The 19,371-nt window shown below is 62.6% G+C and carries 19 protein-coding genes; 12 read left to right on the top strand and 7 right to left on the bottom strand.

The window, feature by feature from the left end; translation table 11 throughout:
- Positions 1-2 precede the first annotated feature (2 nt).
- From DBR16_RS08500 to DBR16_RS08485, 4 genes are all read left to right on the top strand, one after another.
- A complete protein-coding gene (locus DBR16_RS08500) occupies positions 3-320 on the top strand; it encodes a hypothetical protein (protein WP_109260844.1) in 318 nt (105 codons plus the stop codon).
- On the top strand, positions 313-2,028 hold the full coding sequence (locus DBR16_RS08495) for a Na(+)/H(+) antiporter subunit D (protein ID WP_109260843.1): 1,716 nt from the start codon (positions 313-315) through the stop codon (positions 2,026-2,028). The genes DBR16_RS08500 and DBR16_RS08495 overlap by 8 nt, the downstream gene beginning before the upstream one ends.
- Before the next feature lie 131 nt (positions 2,029-2,159).
- Complete coding sequence (locus DBR16_RS08490) at positions 2,160-2,507, top strand: helix-turn-helix domain-containing protein (RefSeq protein WP_109260842.1); 348 nt, start codon at positions 2,160-2,162, stop codon at positions 2,505-2,507.
- Complete coding sequence (locus tag DBR16_RS08485; protein WP_109260841.1) at positions 2,507-3,259, top strand: DUF6456 domain-containing protein; 753 nt, start codon at positions 2,507-2,509, stop codon at positions 3,257-3,259. Before DBR16_RS08490 ends, DBR16_RS08485 begins: the two co-directional genes overlap by 1 nt.
- Here the strand turns inward: DBR16_RS08485 and DBR16_RS08480 are convergent.
- The 3 genes from DBR16_RS08480 to DBR16_RS08470 form a co-directional block, all read right to left on the bottom strand.
- On the bottom strand, positions 3,249-3,671 hold the full coding sequence (locus tag DBR16_RS08480) for a SufE family protein (RefSeq protein WP_109260840.1): 423 nt from the start codon (positions 3,669-3,671) through the stop codon (positions 3,249-3,251). The genes DBR16_RS08485 and DBR16_RS08480 overlap by 11 nt on opposite strands.
- Positions 3,672-3,710: 39 nt before the next feature.
- Positions 3,711-3,986, bottom strand: a complete 276-nt coding sequence (locus tag DBR16_RS08475; RefSeq protein WP_109260839.1) for a hypothetical protein — start codon at positions 3,984-3,986, stop codon at positions 3,711-3,713.
- Between the two features lie 207 nt (positions 3,987-4,193).
- Positions 4,194-5,204 (bottom strand): hypothetical protein, encoded by a 1,011-nt coding sequence (locus DBR16_RS08470; RefSeq protein WP_125184539.1) that lies wholly within the window; start codon positions 5,202-5,204, stop codon positions 4,194-4,196.
- A 215-nt stretch (positions 5,205-5,419) separates the two neighbouring features.
- Between DBR16_RS08470 and DBR16_RS08465 the strand changes: the two genes are divergently transcribed.
- Positions 5,420-7,114, top strand: coding sequence for a sensor histidine kinase (locus tag DBR16_RS08465; protein ID WP_109260837.1), 1,695 nt, complete (start codon positions 5,420-5,422; stop codon positions 7,112-7,114).
- Here the strand turns inward: DBR16_RS08465 and DBR16_RS08460 are convergent.
- Together DBR16_RS08460 and DBR16_RS08455 are read right to left on the bottom strand one after the other, a co-directional pair.
- Positions 7,100-7,954: a hypothetical protein gene (locus DBR16_RS08460; RefSeq protein ID WP_109260836.1), complete on the bottom strand. Its 855-nt coding sequence runs from the start codon at positions 7,952-7,954 to the stop codon at positions 7,100-7,102. The two genes, DBR16_RS08465 and DBR16_RS08460, sit on opposite strands and share 15 nt — an antisense overlap.
- A 29-nt stretch (positions 7,955-7,983) precedes the next feature.
- On the bottom strand, positions 7,984-9,549 hold the full coding sequence (locus DBR16_RS08455; RefSeq protein WP_125184538.1) for a hypothetical protein: 1,566 nt from the start codon (positions 9,547-9,549) through the stop codon (positions 7,984-7,986).
- Positions 9,550-9,605: 56 nt separating this feature from the next.
- On the opposite strand from DBR16_RS08455, the gene DBR16_RS08450 reads away from it, so the two are divergent.
- From DBR16_RS08450 to DBR16_RS08440, 3 genes are all read left to right on the top strand, one after another.
- A complete protein-coding gene (locus DBR16_RS08450) occupies positions 9,606-9,941 on the top strand; it encodes a DUF1491 family protein (protein WP_233347687.1) in 336 nt (111 codons plus the stop codon).
- A 68-nt stretch (positions 9,942-10,009) separates the two neighbouring features.
- Positions 10,010-11,599, top strand: coding sequence for a peptide chain release factor 3 (locus DBR16_RS08445; protein ID WP_109260833.1), 1,590 nt, complete (start codon positions 10,010-10,012; stop codon positions 11,597-11,599).
- Positions 11,596-12,798, top strand: coding sequence for a mechanosensitive ion channel family protein (locus DBR16_RS08440; protein ID WP_233347686.1), 1,203 nt, complete (start codon positions 11,596-11,598; stop codon positions 12,796-12,798). Before DBR16_RS08445 ends, DBR16_RS08440 begins: the two co-directional genes overlap by 4 nt.
- Positions 12,799-12,801: 3 nt before the next feature.
- Here DBR16_RS08440 and DBR16_RS08435 read toward each other — a convergent pair whose 3' ends face one another.
- Positions 12,802-13,920, bottom strand: a complete 1,119-nt coding sequence (locus DBR16_RS08435; RefSeq protein WP_233347685.1) for a DUF2336 domain-containing protein — start codon at positions 13,918-13,920, stop codon at positions 12,802-12,804.
- A 116-nt stretch (positions 13,921-14,036) separates the two neighbouring features.
- On the opposite strand from DBR16_RS08435, the gene DBR16_RS08430 reads away from it, so the two are divergent.
- On the top strand, positions 14,037-14,861 hold the full coding sequence (locus tag DBR16_RS08430; protein ID WP_109260831.1) for an ion transporter: 825 nt from the start codon (positions 14,037-14,039) through the stop codon (positions 14,859-14,861).
- Positions 14,862-15,122: 261 nt separating this feature from the next.
- On the opposite strand, the gene pbpC is transcribed toward DBR16_RS08430, so the two are convergent.
- A complete protein-coding gene (gene pbpC, locus DBR16_RS08425) occupies positions 15,123-17,075 on the bottom strand; it encodes a multimodular transpeptidase-transglycosylase PbpC (protein ID WP_109260830.1) in 1,953 nt (650 codons plus the stop codon).
- Positions 17,076-17,130: 55 nt separating this feature from the next.
- Here pbpC and DBR16_RS08420 point away from each other — a divergent pair, with 55 nt between their 5' ends.
- From DBR16_RS08420 to DBR16_RS08410, 3 genes are all read left to right on the top strand, one after another.
- Entirely contained in the window at positions 17,131-17,586 is a 456-nt protein-coding gene (locus tag DBR16_RS08420) for a YcgN family cysteine cluster protein (RefSeq protein WP_109260829.1), read from the top strand.
- 181 nt (positions 17,587-17,767) lie between these two features.
- Entirely contained in the window at positions 17,768-18,160 is a 393-nt protein-coding gene (locus DBR16_RS08415; RefSeq protein WP_161539448.1) for a hypothetical protein, read from the top strand.
- A complete protein-coding gene (locus DBR16_RS08410; RefSeq protein WP_109260827.1) occupies positions 18,102-19,364 on the top strand; it encodes a DNA-packaging protein in 1,263 nt (420 codons plus the stop codon). Before DBR16_RS08415 ends, DBR16_RS08410 begins: the two co-directional genes overlap by 59 nt.
- Positions 19,365-19,371 lie beyond the last annotated feature (7 nt).

Raw genomic sequence — 19,371 nt, 5'->3', positions numbered from 1 at the left:
GCATGACCGACGATTCCAAAACCTCCCATCCGGCCGGTTCCGATGAGGGAATTCATCCCGCCGCAAAGCCATTCCTGTGGCTGGATCATCCGGTCACGAAAGCCGCGCCGTTCTGGATTTTCGGGATTGCGGCGCTCACCTTGCTGGTGGTCGAGGCCTTCAACCCGCTGCACGCGGTGTCGAAATGGGATGATGTCTTCGGCTTCTATGAAATAGAGGGCTTTGTCGGCTTCTGTCTGGCGGTGCTGGCCGGATGGCCGCTGCGCCGTCTCCTGGGCAGGCCGGAAAATTATTACGATCAGGAGGGTGATCATGACTGACCTGATCACCGCCGGATTGTCACCGGCGTTCCCGGTCATCATTGCCGGCCTCCTGGCCGCAATCTCGCCCTCCTACACGCTGCGCAAGATGCTGATGATCGCTGCGCCGCTGGCCGCGGCCGCGGTCTGGTTCATGACGCCTGAAGTCGGGATTTTCGGCCTGATCGATCTCGCCGGTTTTGAATTCGAGACCTACCGCTTTGACCCGCTGTCGCGGGTCTGGGGGCTGGTCTTCATTCTCGCCATCTTCCTGAACTCCATCTACGCGCTGCATGACCGTGACCGGCTCGCGGATTCGACCACGCTGATCTATTCCGGCGCGGGGCTGGGCGCAGTGTTTGCCGGTGATTTGCTGACGTTGTTTTTCTACTGGGAACTGACGGCGATCTCGTCGGTTTTCCTGATCTGGACCAGCCGCAATCCCGAAGCCTTCCGCGCCGGGCTGCGCTATCTGTCCATCCATGTCCTGTCCGGCGTCCTGCTGCTGGCAGGCGCCGTCCTCTACGCCAATCATTCCGGCAGCTGGCAGTTCAATGCGATTGATGTGAATGCGCCGGGCGGCCTGCTGATCCTGCTCGCCTTCGGCATCAAGGCGGCCTTCCCGCTGATGCATAACTGGCTGCAGGATGCCTATCCGAAAGCCACGGCCACCGGGGCGGTCGTGCTGTCGGCCTTTACGACCAAGCTGGCGATCTATGCGCTGGCGCGCGGGTTTGCCGGTCTGGATGTTCTGGTCTGGATCGGGGCGGTGATGGTCGCCTTCCCGGTTTTCTACGCGGTCATCGAAAACGATCTGCGCAAGGTGCTGGCCTATTCGCTGAACAACCAGCTGGGCTTCATGGTGGCCGGTATCGGGGTCGGGACGGAGCTTGGCCTGAATGGCGCGGCCGCGCACGCCTTCGTCCACATCATCTACAAGGCGCTGCTGTTCATGAGCATGGGCGCGGTGTTGATGCGGGTCGGGCATACCAAGGCATCCGAGCTAGGCGGGCTGTACAAATCCATGCCGTTCACAGCGTTCTTCTGTCTGATCGGGGCGGGGGCGATCTCGGCCTTCCCGCTCTTCTCCGGATTTGTGGCCAAAGCCCTGACTCTGTCGGCCGTTGCCTATGGCGGATACGAGATACCGTTTGTGATCCTGGTCTTTGCCTCGGCCGGTGTGCTGGAACACTCAGGCATCAAGATCCCGTATTTCGCCTTCTTCAGCCATGACCGGGGGCACCGTGTGAAGGAAGCGCCCTGGAACATGTTGCTGGCGATGGGGCTGGCCTCATTCCTGTGCATCTATCTGGGGATCAATTACGGCGCGCTCTACAGCCTGTTGCCTTATCCGGTGGCGTACGAGCCCTATACATTCGACCATGTGGTCGGGCAGATGCAGCTGCTGCTGGCGGCGCTGTTTGCCTTTACCTTCCTGGTGAAATTCAAGCTCTATCCGGAGGAGGTTCGGTCCATCAATCTGGATACGGACTGGTTCTACCGGCGGTTCGGGGATGGCCTGTTCCGCTGGACCGGGGCGATGAGCGGCCGCTTGTCTGCCGCCATTTCCAACCGGATCGGCCGCGGCGGTAAGGTGATTGCGGACAAGCTGTTCAATCTGTTCAGCCCGGCCGGAGCCCTCAGCCGTGATGTGCCGAGCGGGATTATGGCGATCTGGACGAGCGTCTTGCTCGGCCTCGTCATGGTCATCGCCTATGTTGCCGGATAGCGGTTATCCCAGTCGTGCAGCTCTGCATCCCTAAGGTGTGTATGGGTATTTTGCGATCAATATAGGAATGTTATCCTCACATTTCCGAAACACTCTTATGATGCGCTCAGGAGTGAAGAACGGATGGAAAAATGTGTGGACAGCAATTTATCGAACGGGATCTGGCGCGTGCCCGGCTGGCGCGGGATACCGTTGCCTTTGCCTTCAATGTGCCAGCCGATGAAATCGCCGCGCCGACACGGCGCTCCTGCCAGGTCGCCTTTGCCCGGCAAGTGGCCATGTATCTGTCGCATGTGGCGTTCGAGCTGAATCTGGCGCGGGTCGGACAGGCTTTCGGGCGGGACCGCTCCACGGCGGCCTATGCCTGTCAGATTGTCGAGGACCGCCGCGATGATCCGGATTTCGATGCCTGGCTTGACGGGCTGGAGGAATGCCTGCGGACGGCGCCGGAGCCCCGGTCCCTGAGCGAGGCGATGTAATGACCGGTTTGCCGAAATGGCAAAAACGCCTGGCGATCCCCGGCGCGGTTCTGAAACCGCTGGCCGGAGGTGGGGCGGCTTATGGCGTTTTCCCGAGGGGCGATCAGCGGCGCCGGCCGCTGGCCCGTCTGGAGCGCCAGAGCGTGCTGCGGGCCCGCGCTGAAGGCGTCATCACCGAGGTTGCGCCGGATTGTTTCCGGCTGGCGCAGACGCCGGATATTCTATCGCAACGGCGGCGCGGAAATTACCAGGCCCTGCATGCCGTCCACCAGCGCAAGCGATTTATCAACGCGGACGGGCATATCGCACAGCGCGACGTCAATCTGGCGGACTCGCCACTTGCCCGCTGGATGAAGCCGGACAGCCGGACCGGGGCGAGCTGGTTGACGCCGGAAGAATTCGAGGCCGGGGAAAGATTGCGGGCCGATTATCACCGCTCCGTGCTGGCCGACCGGATCACGTCTGACTGGGACGGCTATCTGGCCCCCGTCAGATCCGGACGGCCGCGGGCGCGGGAAGAGGCACCGCTGTCCGCGCAGGATGCCAAGGACCGTGTGATGGCGGCCCTTGCGGCCGCGGGGCCCGGCCTTGACCGGATAGTGAGTGCGGTGTGTCTGCGGGAGACCGGGCTGGAGGCTGCCGAACAGGCGGATAACTGGCCGCGCCGGTCGGGAAAGGCGATGCTCAAACTGGCCCTGCAAAGGCTGGCCATCCATTACGGCATGATCCGCAAGGCGGATGTCAGTCTGTAATTCCGGCTTCGGCGCGGATGCGGCCGATCATGGCGTTGAGACCGTTGGAGCGCTGCGGCGACAAATGCTCGGCGAGACCGATACGGGCGAGGATGTCTCTCGGCTCGATGGCCGCGATATCTTCCCGCTTGCGTCCGGAATAGAGGCGCACCAGAAGCGCGGCGAGGCCTTTGACAATGTGGGCATCGGAATCCGCGCGGAAGCGGAAATGGCCATTCTCGGGCGGATCAACCACCAGCCAGACGCGGCTGGTACAGCCCTTGACGCGGCGGTCCTCGGTCTTTTCATCCTCGGGGAGGGGCGGCATTTCCTGCCCCAGATCGATGAGATAGCGATAACGCTCTTCCCAGTCACCGAGGAATTCGAACTCTTCGATCAGGCCGTCAATTTCGGATTTTGTGTCGGGGCTCATGCCCGGCGAATATAATGCCCCGGGCGCCAGGGCAAGGGATCAGGACGCGTCCGCCGCAGACGCTTCGCGCTCTTCCAGCCAGTTCTCGACCCGCGACAGGGATTCATTGGCGGCGATTGCGGCCAGACCGCCGGCCTCATCGGCCAGATCGCAGAGCGCCGGGAGGTCGGCGCAAACCTGCTGCAGGCGCTGGCCCTGCGCGATCAGATCGGTCAGCTCGCCCGGCGCACGAACATCATCGGTGGAGAAGACACTCGCCGGCGCAAATGCGGCAACGACTGCCATCCAGAAAATCGCTCGAAATGCAAAACCCATGGCCCCGCCAATCCCTTGATGACCTACAGTTCTCCAACTGCAAGAAAGAGGCTAGCGAATGGGCGGCGTGATTTCCATCAAAACGCGTATTAATAGAAAATAAATACCAAATGCCCTGGCAAAAATTCTAATAAATCGAAAACGAAGCAGAATCTTTACTTGGCAGTTACCATGTGCCGGAATGAAGCAGATCCCGGCGCATGGCGTCTATTGCTGCCGGTCCTGCGCCGCTTCGAGACACTCCGAGACCTCGATGAGGGCATGCTGGGCGATGCAGAAAGAGTCCTCATATTCGAAATGCGCAGCAGCGACGCACTGGGCGAGATTGATTCGTGCCCAGGAAATGCAGCGCTGTGCCAGCGGGTCGGCCAGCAATGACTGGATCGAATCTTCGGTATAGCGCGTGTCCTCGCCGATCGCGCGCAGGGCAGCGATGGACAGGATACGCCCGACGCGGACCCGGTCGGGCTCATAAGGCACATCCGCCTCCAGTGTCAGGTTCGGCGTCGTGGCCGGCAGGCCCGGCCGCGGCGTGCTTTCGAGGAACAGGCCGGAGGCCGCGCCGATATCGGCTTCGCTGAAGAAGCTGGTTGTGAACAGATCATTGGCCAGCGGTGCCGAAACATCGTCAGCGGCGCGGAGGGCGGCCAGACGGTTCTGCCGGTCGCGGGCGATGGCATTCGCCCAGCGCTCGTTCTGGAGACTGTAGGCGGACTGACGGTATTGCTCACCAAGCTCCCTGATTTGGGAGGAATCCGCGTCAATGGCTTCGAGGACGGACTCGCTGGCCTGGTCGGCATAGCGGAAGGCGCCGGCATAGGCCGGATCATTGGCGAGGGCGGCAATGGCGGCGTCGCGGCCGTAATAATCGGCGACATCGCGCACATCATCCAGGAATTGCGGATGCTGCTCGGCGATCAGCGAGGAATAGGCCAGCCAGGCGCGGACCAGGCGTTCGCGCGCCAGATAGACGGAAATTTCGTCCATGGACTGATCAAGCACGGCACCCGAGGTGATCTCGCGGTCGCGGATATTGCCGAGGGTGCGGTGAAATCCGGCATACTGGCTGGCCGAGCGGAGCACGATGTCATTATTGACGTCCGGGGCGGTTTCTACCGCATCCAGCCGCAGCACGGGCTGTTCACCGGCCGGCGGCGTGCTGCCGTCATCCTGAAGAAGGGAGACCATGGCCATCGCAGAAAACAAGATATTAAGCACGATCGAACTCTCCTATGCCCACAGGCGGGATTTTCCCTATCTTGAACCGAGTAGGGCGCAAGCGCCAGTCACCCGCAGACATTCTTTCATCAAGGCTTGATGAAGTGTTGCGTTAACGATTTCCGGCCCCGGATTAACGTCTTGTTAAGTGGGGGCGACAAGGTTTGATGTGCGGCCATTTCCTGAGTCGCGACAACCGGAGGCCTTCGCCGATAATGCGTTTGATCAACCCGCTCCTCCGATATGGCGGACTATTGGCGCACCTGACATGGGTGGGCGTTCTTCTGGCTGTTGCGCCCCTGATCATCAACGCCTCGCCCGCCCCCATGCCGGTGGCCATGGCAGGGATCGCGGCGGGTCTGGCGCCCGGTCTGGCCGGGCTGCTGCTGGCGCGGCAACGCACGCCGGCCTTTGGCCGGCTGGTGCTGGCCTTGCTCTGGGTTTCACTGGCCGCTTCCATCACCGCGGCGTCCGGCGGCCTGTTCGGGCCCGCGGCGCTGGCTTTCCTGCTGCCGGTTGCGTCGGCCGCCTCCTATGCCGACCGGCGGACAGTGGTGGAATCGGCGGCGCTGGCCGGGCTGACGGCGCTGCTGTCGGGCGCGCTGCAGCTGGCCGGATTCCTGACCGCCCCGCCGGGCGCTCTGATGGTGTTCGCGCCGGGCTTTCTTGCCGCCGCCTCTTTCATTACTATTGCGTTCTCGCTCTCTGCCTTGCGTGGATTGCGGTCCCGCAGCCTGTTGCGCGCCCTTGCCGCAAAGCATCTCGTCCGCAGCCGTGCCTTCGAGCAGGCACCGCTGGCGCTGGTGGCTGAGAAAAATGGCGAGATCATTGCCTGTTCGCGGGTGACGCGCGATCTGATGCCGGGAATGCCGCCGCATATGGATGGCGTGCCGGTCTCCGACCTGGCCTTTGACGCTGACGATTCCGCCGCTTTCCGGCTGGCGGCTGACCAGACACCGGCCCGGGCCGAAATCCGCGGCGCAAGCGGGCGGCCCGAAGCGGTGCAACTCTTCCGCTCGGACGGCGGCGTGATTGCCATTGTCTCGACCGATGCCTTCGACAGCCCGGTCCGGGCGGCCAACGAACAACTGGTCATGGAGCGCGACACGGCGCTGGCCGAAACCCATGCCAAATCCGAATTCCTGGCCTCTGTCAGCCATGAGATCCGCACGCCGCTCAACGCCATCATCGGGTTTTCCGACGCGATGAAGTCGCGGTTGTTCGGGCCGGTGCCGGCGAAATATGCCGAATATGCCGAGCTGATCCATGAAAGCGGGCGGCATCTGCTCGAGCTGATCGGCGATGTGCTCGATCTGTCCAAGATCGAGGCCGACAGCTATTCGCTGAGCCATGAGGCCTTTGATGCCGGTGATGTCATCGAGCTGTGCACCCGCATGCTGTCGCAGCGCGCCGAGGACGCCGGCGTGACGATCGAGCTGGATGCCGCCGGGCCGATCCCGGTCCGTGCCGACCGCAAGGCCTTGCGCCAGATCCTGCTGAACCTGCTCTCCAACGCCATCAAGTTCACACCGCGTGATGGCGTGATCGTGGTGATGGCCAGTGCCCAGGGTGGCAATCTGACACTGGCGGTCGGGGATAGCGGGCCGGGCATTGCACCGGCGGAGCTGGCGCAGCTGGGTCAACGCTATATGCAGGCCTCGACAACGGAGCAGACGGTGGATCGCGGCTCGGGCCTCGGCCTGTCCCTGGTCAAGGCGCTTGCCGAAATGCATGGCGGCGAGATGACGATCAAGAGCGCGCTCGGCGAGGGCACAACCGTGTCCGTGACATTGCCGGTCATCCGGCAGGTTGACGGGGAAGACACCGGGCGGGAGGATTCGCTTGAAGTGCATTCGCGCATCCAGCGGGCCCAGCAGGCTGGGCAATCGCTGGCGTCATCGGCCGGCTGAGAGCACCGGCGAGGATCTGACAAAGGCGAGCGCGGCGGCAAAATCGCCAATCCCGACATATTGCGAGGTGACCAGATTTCCCTGGGCATCAAAGGCCTCGATCAGGGCCGCTTCACGCGGGTCCAGCCGCGCAAAGGCGGCCAGCGCCTCTTCGCTGAAGCGGAAATAGGCAAGGTCCTCATCCGACCAGCGTGACGCCGGGAAAAAGCTGGTCTTGCCTTCAGCAGGCGGCAGGTAATCTGTCCAGGCGGGCATGCCCGCAACGTCCAGCAAGCCGCCCAGGCTGGGATCATGCAGCGCCGGTGCGAGATCGGGATTGCGCACATGCAGGGTCACGGCAGCGATTTGCGAAGTCAGATTTGCCGCAATTGTGAGGGCATGGACCTGTTCTGTATTATAGAGCCCCACGCGCAGGGGATGCTCTGTGGCAGGCAGGATCTGCGAGATCACCCAGCTGTCATAGCCATAGGGCCGGCTGGCCTGCCAGGGATTGGGCGCGCCGGCATAATTCTGGAACCGCTCGCGCTGCCACCCGGCGAAAGCCGAGCGGATATCCGCAGCAATGGCGAGCGTGGCGTCGCTTGAGCAGGGCTGGTTGGCCGCATTGCGTGTGATCTGGTCATAGGTGTGGTCGATCCGGTCGGCGCGATAACCGGCGCGGAGCAGATCGCCGCGGGCCTGCAGATATGCCCCTTCCAGCGCCAGGCGCTGATTGTCCGAAAACAGGCTGCAGCGGTCATCCAGCGCGCGGGCGAGGGCGCGCTGCGCAAAGATGTCACGATCAGTCTGGGCGTCCGCTCCGGCACTCAGCAGTACCAGAGCCGCAATTGCGGTCCGCATGGGTCACTCCCGTTATTCGGGAGTGAAGACTACTTCCAACCTCTTGATTTGTCGTGAACGCGGCGGCGGCGCCAGGCCCCGCGCAGGACAAACAGCAGGGCCAGGAGGAACAGGATGGCGGCGATTTCGCGCATCGAGAACTCCGGCAGGCCGAACCGTTCGGCCAGGGTGGGCGTTCCGGCAATGGAATAATCATAGCCGGTGACGCCGCTTTCATTCCACAAGGCGGCCCGCCCGGACAGGGCTGACCAGTGAGCGGACCGGGACAGGATTTCGGACGCGCGATTGAATCCGTCTTCCTGCGGCGAGGTGAAGCCGGCAATCCAGCGCGTCGGATTGGCCGGGTCAGCAAACACGGTTGCGACGCCGGAAGGGCGGACCGCCGCGTCGGCATAGGCTGCCGAAGACAGGCGCAGACCGGTCCGCTGCCCGGATTGTTCGGCTGCGGCCCGAAGCGCCGTACGGAATTCCACGGGAGCGCCGTCCAGCAGGTTCCGGTCGGACATCGCCGCCGTGCCGATGAAGACCATGTTGCGGCTTTCCGGCGCCATTTCGCTGTCGGCCCCATACCATGAATAGATCCATGCCGTGCCGTGGGCGAGCGCCGTCCGGGCCATGATCGACATGGCGGCCAGCCGGCCGGTGCCATCGGGCTCGGTAATGATGACGGCTGTGCGCGCGCCGCGGCCATCACCGAAAGGCAGGCGGGCCTGCGAGTATTCGCGCAAAGTTGCGCCATCGGCTTCAAGGCGCGTGTGTTCTGTACCGATTGCTGCAGCCGTCAGGGCATCCGCGACCCTGAAGGAAGTGCCAGCCTGACGGATGGACCGGCTGGCAAATAGCCGCGCGGCGGTTTCCATGTCCTGCTGGTGGCGCCCGGCGATAACGAAATCCAGATCACCGCCGGTAAAGCGGATTTCAGCCCCGGCCAATCCGGCATCCACGTCATATCCGATACGGACGCCGGCGGCATCCGGTGTGTCCACGAATTCCGGTGCCCGGCCCATGCGCATGGCGACGCCCTGCGCAATCACCGCTTCCAGCATGACGTCATTCGGGCGGTCCTCGATATAGACTGCGCCCACGGGCGGAATGTCGGATGACAGCAGCGCTTCGATATCCCCCAGCGATGCCGGTGCGCGTGCGGTGTCATAGGCGATGCGGAGCCGCGAATGGGCTCCATCAACTGTCCAGCCTGCACCTTCATCATGTTCCAGGGCCAGGCTGACAATATTGGTGCCGTTGCGGAGCACGTGCTGTGGCAGCGCGATTTCCGCAGTAAAGGGTTCGCTGGCCGGTTCAATCCGGACAGCCCGGCTGTTGTTGACGATAACGATCAGGGCCGGGCTGTCAGCGCCCTGAGCGGTCAATCCCAGGTAAAGCCGGCCGTCCAGGGGGGTGATTGTCGGCGCAAGCGAGAATTGAACGAGACCGTCCCCGGTGTCGCCTGTAATACTTAAATTGTTGATTTGATGTATTATATTGCTCAGTGGCACTTCATGGACAGAGCCCGGTGCAGGCTCCTCAGCCGCGGCAATAGCGGCCTGCAGGCCGACGGCGATCGCGAAAACCCAACGCAAAACTCGTACTGTCATGATACGCTCCCCACCCATTCACACTTTATTAAGCAATTGGCTTGCCATCAATGGAAATGAATCGAATTCGTACAGAAATCTGGGTGCAGGCCCTGCTCAGACGCGCAGAGGTTGAAGGTGCGATGGGCGGTGTGGTGCGCAAAGGCGATGTTGATGCCGGCGCCGTGCTTCTGCGCGTGTCGCGTCTGGATGGTACCTCCAATTTCTATGTCCCGGCGCGGGATATGGATGGCCAGCAGATCTGGATTCAGCCGTTGGGGACGGATCCGGTGGAGGACAGCCGCCTGAATGCCTATTGCGAGCGGCGGCTGGAAGATGATCCCGATATCTGGGTGGTTGAAATCGAGGACCGCAAGGGCCGCCATTTCCTGACCGAGCCGGTCGAAGCCTGAGTTGAGGCTTGCCACATCCGTCCGGGCCTATTAGGTCCGCGCATCACAACACAAGACAAAGATCCGATATGAGCGCGACTTCATCGAGCGGTGAATGGGCCAAGAGGCGCACTTACGCTATCATTTCCCACCCGGACGCCGGCAAGACCACGCTGACCGAAAACCTGTTGCTGGCTGCCGGGTCGATCCGGATGGCCGGGCAGGTGCGGGCGCGCGGCGAAAACCGCCGGACGCGTTCGGACTGGATGAAGATCGAGCAGGATCGCGGGATTTCGGTCTCTGCGTCGGTGATGACCTATGAGCATCGCGGACTCACCTTCAACCTGCTGGATACGCCGGGGCACGAGGATTTCTCCGAGGACACCTACCGGACGCTGACGGCGGCCGACAGCGCCATCATGGTGCTGGATGCAGCGCGCGGTGTGGAGCCGCGGACGCTGAAGCTGGTGGAGGTGTGCCGGCTGCGCGACATTCCGATCCTGACCTTCATCAACAAGCTCGACCGCGAAGCGCTGGCACCGGAAGAATTGCTGGACGATATCCAGGACAAGCTGGCGCTGGATACCGCGCCGATGCAATGGCCAGCCGCTTCCGGAAAAAGGTTCGGCGGGGTCATGGACCTGATGACCGATGAATTCATCCCGTTCCGGCCGGATGAGAGTGAAATGTCTTCGGGCAAACGTGTTCCCGCGGCTGATGCGGAGAAGCTTCTCAGCCCGGACGTCTTCGCGGAATTGCAGGAAGGTACGGAAATGGCGCGCGAGCTGTGCCCGGACTTCAACCCGCAATCCTATCGGGAAGGGCATATGACGCCGGTCTATTTCGGATCGGCCTTGCGCCGCTTCGGAATTGTCGAATTGCTGGATGCGCTGGCGGACATTGCGCCGGGGCCACAGACCGAGAAAGCCATTGTCCGGAAGGTTGCGGGCGAAGTGACGCCGGACGGCAAGGAAGTGTCGGGCTTCGTGTTCAAGGTCCAGGCGAATATGGATCCGAACCACCGCGACCGAGTGGCCTTCCTGCGTCTGGCCTCCGGCCGGTTCAAACGCGGCATGAAACTGAAGACCGACAAGGGCAAGTCTCTAACGGTGTCATCTCCGATCATGTTTTTTGCGCAGGACCGGGAAATTGCGGACGAGGCCTTCGCGGGCGATGTCATCGGCATCCCCAATCACGGGCTCCTGCGTGTCGGGGACAGTCTGAGCGAGAGCGGGGAGATCCTGTTTGCAGGCATTCCCAATTTCGCGCCGGAGATTTTGCGCCGCGCCCGGCTGGCCGACCCCTTGAAAGCCAAGCATCTGAAAAAGGCGCTGGAATCGCTCGCCGAGGAAGGCGTGACCCAGCTCTTCCGGCCGGTGATTGGCGGCGATTTCATCGTCGGTGCCGTGGGACAGTTGCAGATCGAGGTGATGGCCGAGCGCGTGTCCGCCGAATACGGGCTGGATGTGACGTTCGAGGCCGCCCCCTATGAAACCGCGCGCTGGATCAGCGGGTCCGATGCCGATATTGAAAAGTTCGCGGACCGGCACAAGAGTGCGATTGCCGAGGATATTGACGGCGACCCGGTCTTCCTCGCGAAATCGTCATGGGAAGTCAGCTATTCAGAAGAAAAATGGCCGGACCTGAAATTCCTGCGAGCCAAGGAGCGGAACAGTTGAGCGCCTCATCCGGAACACTGATTGATACGGCACTGGGCAGAGCCAATGAATTCTGGGCACTGGTCGTCGATGTCTGGAATACGAGCTTTCTGGGGGCCAGTGTCGGGCAGGGCCTGCTGGCGATGGTGGCGGTCATTGCCGCACTTTTCCTGCGCGGCATCGTCTCCCGCTGGCTCGTTTTGGTCCTGCGGCGGCTCGTGAAGAAAACCACCAATCAAATCGACGATGCCATCGTCGAAGCCTTGGCCGGCCCTTTTCAACTGGTCCCGGTCATCATCGGACTGTTCATCGCCACCACCATTCTGGGGCTTGGCGGCCCGGAATCCGTCGGGTCGCGGCTGGTGCAGTCGCTGGTGGCGATCACGCTTTTCTGGGCCATGCACAATGCGGTGACGCCGGTGTCCCGCAGCCTCGATTTCGTCACACAGGCCCTGACGCCGGTGATGATCGACTGGATGACCAAGTCGCTGCAGATCCTGTTCATCATTGTTGGTGCGGCGGCGGTTCTGGAAATCTGGTCGATACCGGTCGGCCCGATTATTGCGGGTCTCGGCCTGTTCGGCGTTGCCGTCGGACTTGGCGCACAGGATTTGTTCAAGAATCTGATCGCCGGTGTCCTGATCCTGACCGAGCGCCGCTTCCTGCCGGGGGACTGGGTGCAGGTGGATGGCGTGGTCGAGGGCACGGTCGAGAAAATCAATTTCCGCTCGACCGTGGTCCGCCGGTTCGACAAGGGACCGGTCTATGTACCGAATTCAAAACTGTCCGATAATGCGGTCACCAATTTCTCGCGGATGACACACCGCCGGATCAGCTGGGCGATCGGGGTCGAATACAAGACGACCACCGAGCAGCTCGCCTATATCCGTGACAAGACACTGGAATACATTCTGACTCATCCGGAATTTGCCAAACCGCCGGAGGTGACCACCTTCATGCGGGTGGATGCGTTCGGTCCCTCGTCGATCGATTTCAAGCTCTATGCCTTCACCATCACGACCAACTGGACGGAATGGTTGCGGATCAAGGAAGCGCTGGCTTTCGAGCTGAAGAAAATCGTGGAAGAGGCCGGCACCAGCTTCGCCTTCCCGTCACAGACCATCTATGTCGACGACGGCTCCGAAGTTTTCCTGCCGCCGGAACACAAATCCGCCCCGCCGCGGCTTGAACAGCCCGAAAATGCCGGCGGTGAAAGCTAAGGCTCAGGCGGCTTCGGCGTTCTTGCGCATGGCCATGAAGCGCATGGCGCGCTGGGCTTCGCGTTCCGAGAGTTCATCGTAGATGCGGCCATATTCGCGCGCATCACGCAGCGCGTCGCCCTTGCCGGCATTGCGCATGACGGACAGGGTCACAAACAGTGTCCGGTCAATTCCACCCGCCTTGCAGAGCAGGCAGAGCGGGTCGATGCCCGGGCATTCCAGCGCCCGTTTTGCGGTGCCAAGATCGGTATCCGTCATGACTGCCAGGCCCGCCGCGCACCGCATCAGCTGGCCTTCGCGCAGCAGGCGGACGAGCAGGGCCCCGTCGAGCTGACGGCGCAGTTTCATGGCATTGACGTAGCGCTTGGCTTCATCGGCTGTCTTGTCGTTCGAGAGGCGGGCTTCGAGGCGCGCATGCGAGGCATCTATTGCCTGTTGCAGCTCGTCCGGATCCACGCCATCGAACTTTTCCAGAATCCGGTCGCGGAGACGGGCTTCCACCACGGTCAGCAAGTCATTCAGGAGATCGGTCGGCGTTTCCTTGCGGGCGACCAGCGGCGCGTGAAAATCCGGATTGGTCTCCGCGCGTTCGGTGATGTTTTCAAAGGCCGCCCGGGACAGTTGGGCGCCACTGTTTTTTACCAGCGAGACGACGGTATCGTCATTGCCGCGGCGGACGATGGTATCGGCGACGGCTTCGGGAATGGATTTGCGTGTGGTCAGAAGTTTCAGATGCGATTGCCCGGTGGATTCGGCGATGGCGACCAGATCGTCCTCGGTCAAGGTATTCGATTTTCTGAGAATGGGCGCTGCGACGTCAATGACATCGCGCGCCAGCTGCATGATCAGGCCATGTGGTGCATGCGCGCTGTCGGCAAAGCGCTCGGCCAGTTCGGCGCGGGCATCCTCGGCGGTGTCCTCCGCCAGCCGGGAGAGCACGCCATCATATTGGTCAAGTTCGGCCGATCCCTTCGCGGGGACATCATCGAAAAACAGGTCGGTGACCTCCCGCAGAAGCTCACGCCGTCTTTCACTGGATTTCTCGCGCGCAAGGTCGACAAGTTTGTGAAGATTGGATTGAACCGCCATGACGCCCGCCAGAATCTGTCTTGTGCAGATCATCCCGCCAATCGGTAAAGAAACCGTGGGCGCATGTGGTTAATGCGGCGCGCCGGTGCAGGATTGCGCAGGGCGCGCGTCGGAGATAATGAGGCGTCCGGGAATCGGGAGCGGACCAAATGACAAGCAATGTGCAATCAGGCTGGCGGGCCCGGCTGGTTACGTTTCTGGAAACGCCCTTCGTCCTGAATTTCATCACCGGGCTGATCCTGGTCAATGCGGTGACGCTGGGTCTTGAAACCTATCCGGTTGAAATCCCCGTTCTCGCAGATGCCCTGCCACTGGCCGACACGGTCATCGTCTCGGTTTTCGTGATCGAGTTGCTCTTGAAAATGGTGGCTTACGGGCCGCGCTTTTTCCGATCCGGCTGGAACTGGTTCGACCTGATCATTGTCTCGGTATCGCTGGTCCCCGATGCCGGGGCCTTCACGGTTCTGCGGGCGATGCGCATCCTGCGGGTCTTCCGCCTGTTCTCGGTCATGCCGGACATGCGCAAGGTCGTCGAGGCGCTGATGAAAGCCATTCCGGGCATGGGGGCGATCCTCGCCGTGCTGGCGCTGATGTTCTATGTCGCGGCGGTGATGGCGACCAAGCTGTTTGGCGGATCGTCCGAGATGTTCGGCACGCTCGGGGCCTCGGCCTTCACGCTCTTCCAGGTGATGACGCTGGAAGGCTGGGCCATGGATGTCGCCCGTCCGGTGATGGAGCAATATCCCTTCGCCTGGCTGTTCTTCCTTATCTTCATCGTGCTGACCAGCTTCGCCGTCCTCAACATGTTCATCGCGGTGATCGTGGACTCGCTGCAGTCCAAGCATTTCGACGAAGAGGAGGAGCGGGCGGCGCAATCGGAAGCCGAGGCGCAGGAAGACCGGCAGGTCATTCATGACGAGCTGAAGGCGATCCGTGCCGAGCTGGCGGCGCTGCGCGCGGAGATGAAGCGTTAGGGTCAGGACCTGTTAATTTGACTGGAATGGCGGCCGGGATGACGAGAGATGCGAGGAAAAGCCCGAAGAGCGGGGCCGCCCCCCGGTCGAGGGCTTTGACAAAGCAGATCGACGTCAGCATGGCCGTCCTTCGGACCGGGCTGATCTGCACGGGCTACTGTGTCGCAAACCCTTGAAAGGCATTGGCCTTCCGGCGGGTTTCCTCCTCGTATCCGCACAAATCCGCTCCGGCCATTGCAGCCAGATTAGCAGGTCCTGACCCTAGGGAATGGCCGCGACTTCGGCCTCGAAAGCGTTCAGCAATTCGGAATAGAAGGCGGCGAGTTCTTCTTCATGGGCGGAGCGCTCGCGCGGCGCCGGGGCCGCCAGCGGCCGCACCGGAAGGCCGTCATGGGCGGCGATCATGAAATCCCGCCAGATGCGCGCCGGCAGGCCGCCGCCGGTGACATCATTGGTGGGCGTGTCATCATCATTTCCGACCCAGACACCGGCGATGTAATCGGCCGAAAATCCGAGAAACCAGGCATCGCGGAAGGACTGGCTGGTGCCGGTCTTCCCCGCTGTTGGCCGCTCCGGCAGGCGCGCCGCCACGCCGGTGCCTGACAGCACAATATCCTGCATCATGGTGGACAGGGTCAGCGCATCGGCCTCTTCGACCACCTGTTCCGGTTCGGCCGGCGCGGGCTCCCAGAGGATGTCGCCGCGGGAATTGGTGACGCGCTCGAGCAGGCGGGCCGGGTGGCGTTCGCCGGAGTTGGCGATTGTGGCGTAGGCGGCGGTCAGTTCCTGCAGGGTGACCTCGACCGCGCCCAGCGACAGCGCGGGCAGGGCTGGCAATTCGGTCTCGATGCCGAGGCGTGCGGCCATGTCGACGACGGTTTCCGGGCCGATTTCATCGATGATCTGGGCCGAGACCGTATTGATTGATCGCCGCAGCGCTTCCTGCAATGTCACGCGGCCGCGATAGGTGCCGCCGAAATTCTGCGGCTGCCAGCCTTCCAGATCGACCGGCTCGTCATAATAGACGCTGAAAGGCGATGCGCCTTCCTCGATGGCGGCAAGATAGACGATGGGCTTGAAGGCCGAGCCCGGCTGGCGGCGGGCCCGTGCGGCGCGGTTATACTGGGATTGCAGATAATCGCGGCCGCCGACCATGGCGCGCACAGCCCCGTCCGGTGTCATGGCCAGCAAAGCGGCCTCGCCTGCGCCCTGCGCCTCGCTTTCCTCGTCCATGCGTGTGGTCAGGGTGCGATGTGCCGCTTCCTGCAGTGCGGGATCAATCGTTACCTGGATAATGGCGTCGGCGGGCAGCTCCCCCAATTCGGCTTCGGCGAGCTGAACGGCCTGGTCAAAGATGAAGCCGAACACGGCCGGGTCGCGATAGGTTTCCGGTTCGGGCGCAATCGGGGCGGCGGGATTGGCTTCGGCCCCGGCGCGTTCTTCGGCGGTGATGAAGCCGGCCTCCTCCATGGCGGCGAGCACGATGGCGGCGCGCTCGCGGGCAGCGGCGAGGTTGCTGGTCGGATCGAGGCGGCTGGGCGCTTTGGGCAGGGCGGCCAGCATCGCAGCTTCGGCCAGTGTGAGTTCGGCGGCAGACTTCTGGAAATAGCGCCGTGCTGCGGCTTCGATACCGTAGGCCCGGGCGCCGAAATAGATGCGGTTGAGATAAAGCTGCAGGATTTCGTCTTTCGACAGGCGGCGCTCCAGCTGCCAGGCCAGCCGCATTTCCTGGATTTTGCGCCGCATCGAGCGCTCCGGCGTCAGCACCAGATTCTTGACGAGCTGCATGGTGATGGTCGAGCCGCCCTGCACCGTGGCCCCGGCCCGCAGATTGGTGAAAACGGCCCGCAGCGTTCCGCGGAAATCGACACCGGAATGGTCGTAGAAGCGCCGGTCCTCGATCGCGATGAAGGCCTGGCGGACATGGTCGGGCAGGTCATCCAGCTCGACCGGTGAGCCATAGAGCGGGCCACGCACATCAATCACCGCGCCATTCATGTCCAAAAGGGTGATGCTGTGCTCGCGGCGCGTGTCGGCCAGGACGGACAGGTTTTCCGGCAGGGCCGGCATGTCCGAAAACGCCCACCGCCAGAACACGCCGCCAATAATGCCGGCGAGGATGACCGTGGCCGCAAAGCCTGCTGTCAGCGCCCATGCCAGACGTTCGCGCTTGCGGCGTTTTTCCTCTAGAAGGTCGGCTCTGAAAGCGGTCATCCGGATTTCCCCTGCCGGGTATCAGCCCGCACAAAGTGGCAAGGTTTAGGCGAATATGTCCAACGCCCCCTTCTGGAAAGTGAAAACACTGCAAGAGATGAGCTCTGCGGAATGGGAATCGCTGTGCGACGGGTGCGGTAAATGCTGTCTGGTCCAGCTTGAGGACGAGGACGGGGACCGCGTGCTGACCTCCCTGTCCTGCAAGCTCTATGATGGCGCGACGGGGAAATGCCGCGATTATGCCAACCGCTCGGCGCGGGTGCCCGATTGTGTGCGGCTGACACCGGACAATGTCGGACAACTGGCCTGGATGCCGAAAACCTGCGCTTACCGCCTGATCCATGAAGGCCGCGATCTGCCGGACTGGCATCCGCTGGTGACGGGTGATGCGCAATCCACCTTCAAGGCCGGCATGTCGGTCCGCGGGCAGGTGACCAGTGAAATGCGGGTGGATGAGGCTGATTACGAGGCCTTCATCCGCGACTGGCCGGGCGAAAACGGGGATAAATAGGACGCTATCCCGCCGGACGGATCCGGAAACCCTTATTCATTCAATGGGCTGAAATTTTTTCCGGCAAAACCATCCGGAGCGCGCGGTGGCCGGGCTATAAAACGGCATGGTCAGAGAAATGACGGCAAGGCGGCTCGACCGCGCGGCCTGGGAAGTGTTGGCCCGCCAGTATGAGGCCGGCGTGAGTGTCGATGCGCTGGCAACGTCAACCGGTCTCAGTGCATCACGTATCCGCCACAGGATTGCGGAATGCCGGCAGGATGATGCGGCTCTGCGTGCTGAATACTACCGTCAAGCGATGCACCGTGAATTGGTCCGGGCCGAATCCGAATTGCTGAAAGGCAGCGTCGAGTCCGCGGTCAAGCGGATGCGGGCGCTGAACATGCTCATGAAACTGGAAAAAGACTTGAAACGGGCGGCTGAACCGGAAAGCACGCCCGTGGCGGAGGCCGGGGAATTTGTGGACATCAGGGCGGAACTGGAATGCCGATTTAATCGTCTCCGGGCCGCCAGAGATGGAACGCGAATTTCTGGACTCGCTGACGAAGCCAGAGAAAACAGTCCTCAAACATGACTGGCCGTTCTGGGCCCATAGCGGACAACTACCGCCCGATGGAGACTGGAATATCTGGCTCTTCATGGGCGGGCGGGGTGCGGGCAAGACACGCGCCGGCGCGGAATGGATACGGGCGCAAGTCGCCAGCGGCTGCCGCCGCATCGGGCTCGTTGCGCCAACCCTGAATGACGCGCGCGAAGTGATGATTGGCGGGCCGTCGGGTCTCGCCCGCATTGGCCTGGAAGAGGAGCGGCCGCGCTTTGAAAGCTCGCGACGGCGGCTGATCTGGCCCAATGGCGCGGAAGGCTATGTGTTTTCGGCTGAGGATCCGGACAGTTTGCGCGGGCCCCAATTTGACACCGCCTGGGCCGATGAGTTTGCGGCGTGGAGCTATCCGCAGGCAACGCTGGATACGCTGCGCATGGGACTGCGTCTGGGGACAGAGCCGCGCCTGGTGATTACCACCACGCCGCGGCCCATTCCGGCGCTGAAAACCCTGGCCGGACAAGCCAATGTGGCCATTACTCATGCGCGGACAGAGAAGAATGCGGGCAATCTGGCCGCCGGTTTCGTGGCCGCCATGCAGGCGAGTTATGGCGGGTCGCTGCTCGGGCGGCAGGAACTGGACGGGATACTGATCGAGGACCCGGACGGGGCGCTTTGGACCCGCAAGGACATTGAAAACGCCTGCGGCGGCGAGGCGGCCGACCCGCACCGGATCATTGTCGCGGTTGACCCTCCCGCGACCGGACAGGTCCATGCGGATGAATGCGGCATCATCGTTGCGGGCGCGTCGGGCGAAGGCAGGGATCGAACAGCCATCATATTGGCCGATCGCTCCTTCGGCCCGGCCAAACCCGCGGCCTGGGCAGATGCCGTGGCGGCCACCTATGACGGGTTTGAAGCCGATTGCGTGGTCGCCGAATCCAATCAGGGCGGCGACATGGTTGCGGCCGTGCTGAAAGCCGCCCGCCCCGGCCTGCCGGTGAAGCTGGTTCATGCCAGCCGCGGCAAGCGGACCCGCGCCGAACCTGTGGCGGCGCTCTATGCCGCCGGCCGGGTGAAACATGCCGGGCGCTTTGCGGCGCTGGAAGACCAGATGTGCGCCTTCGGCGCGCCGGACACGAGCATCAAGAGCCCGGACCGTGTGGATGCGCTGGTCTGGGCGGTGAGCGAATTATTGCTGAACCGGCCGGGCGCACCCCGGCTGCGGCGTCTTTGAGGGACGA

Source organism: Hyphobacterium indicum (assembly GCF_003129605.1).
Taxonomy (GTDB): domain Bacteria; phylum Pseudomonadota; class Alphaproteobacteria; order Caulobacterales; family Maricaulaceae; genus Hyphobacterium; species Hyphobacterium indicum.
Note: the sequence above shows the minus strand (reverse complement) of the source record. Positions and strands in the feature narration are given on the sequence as shown.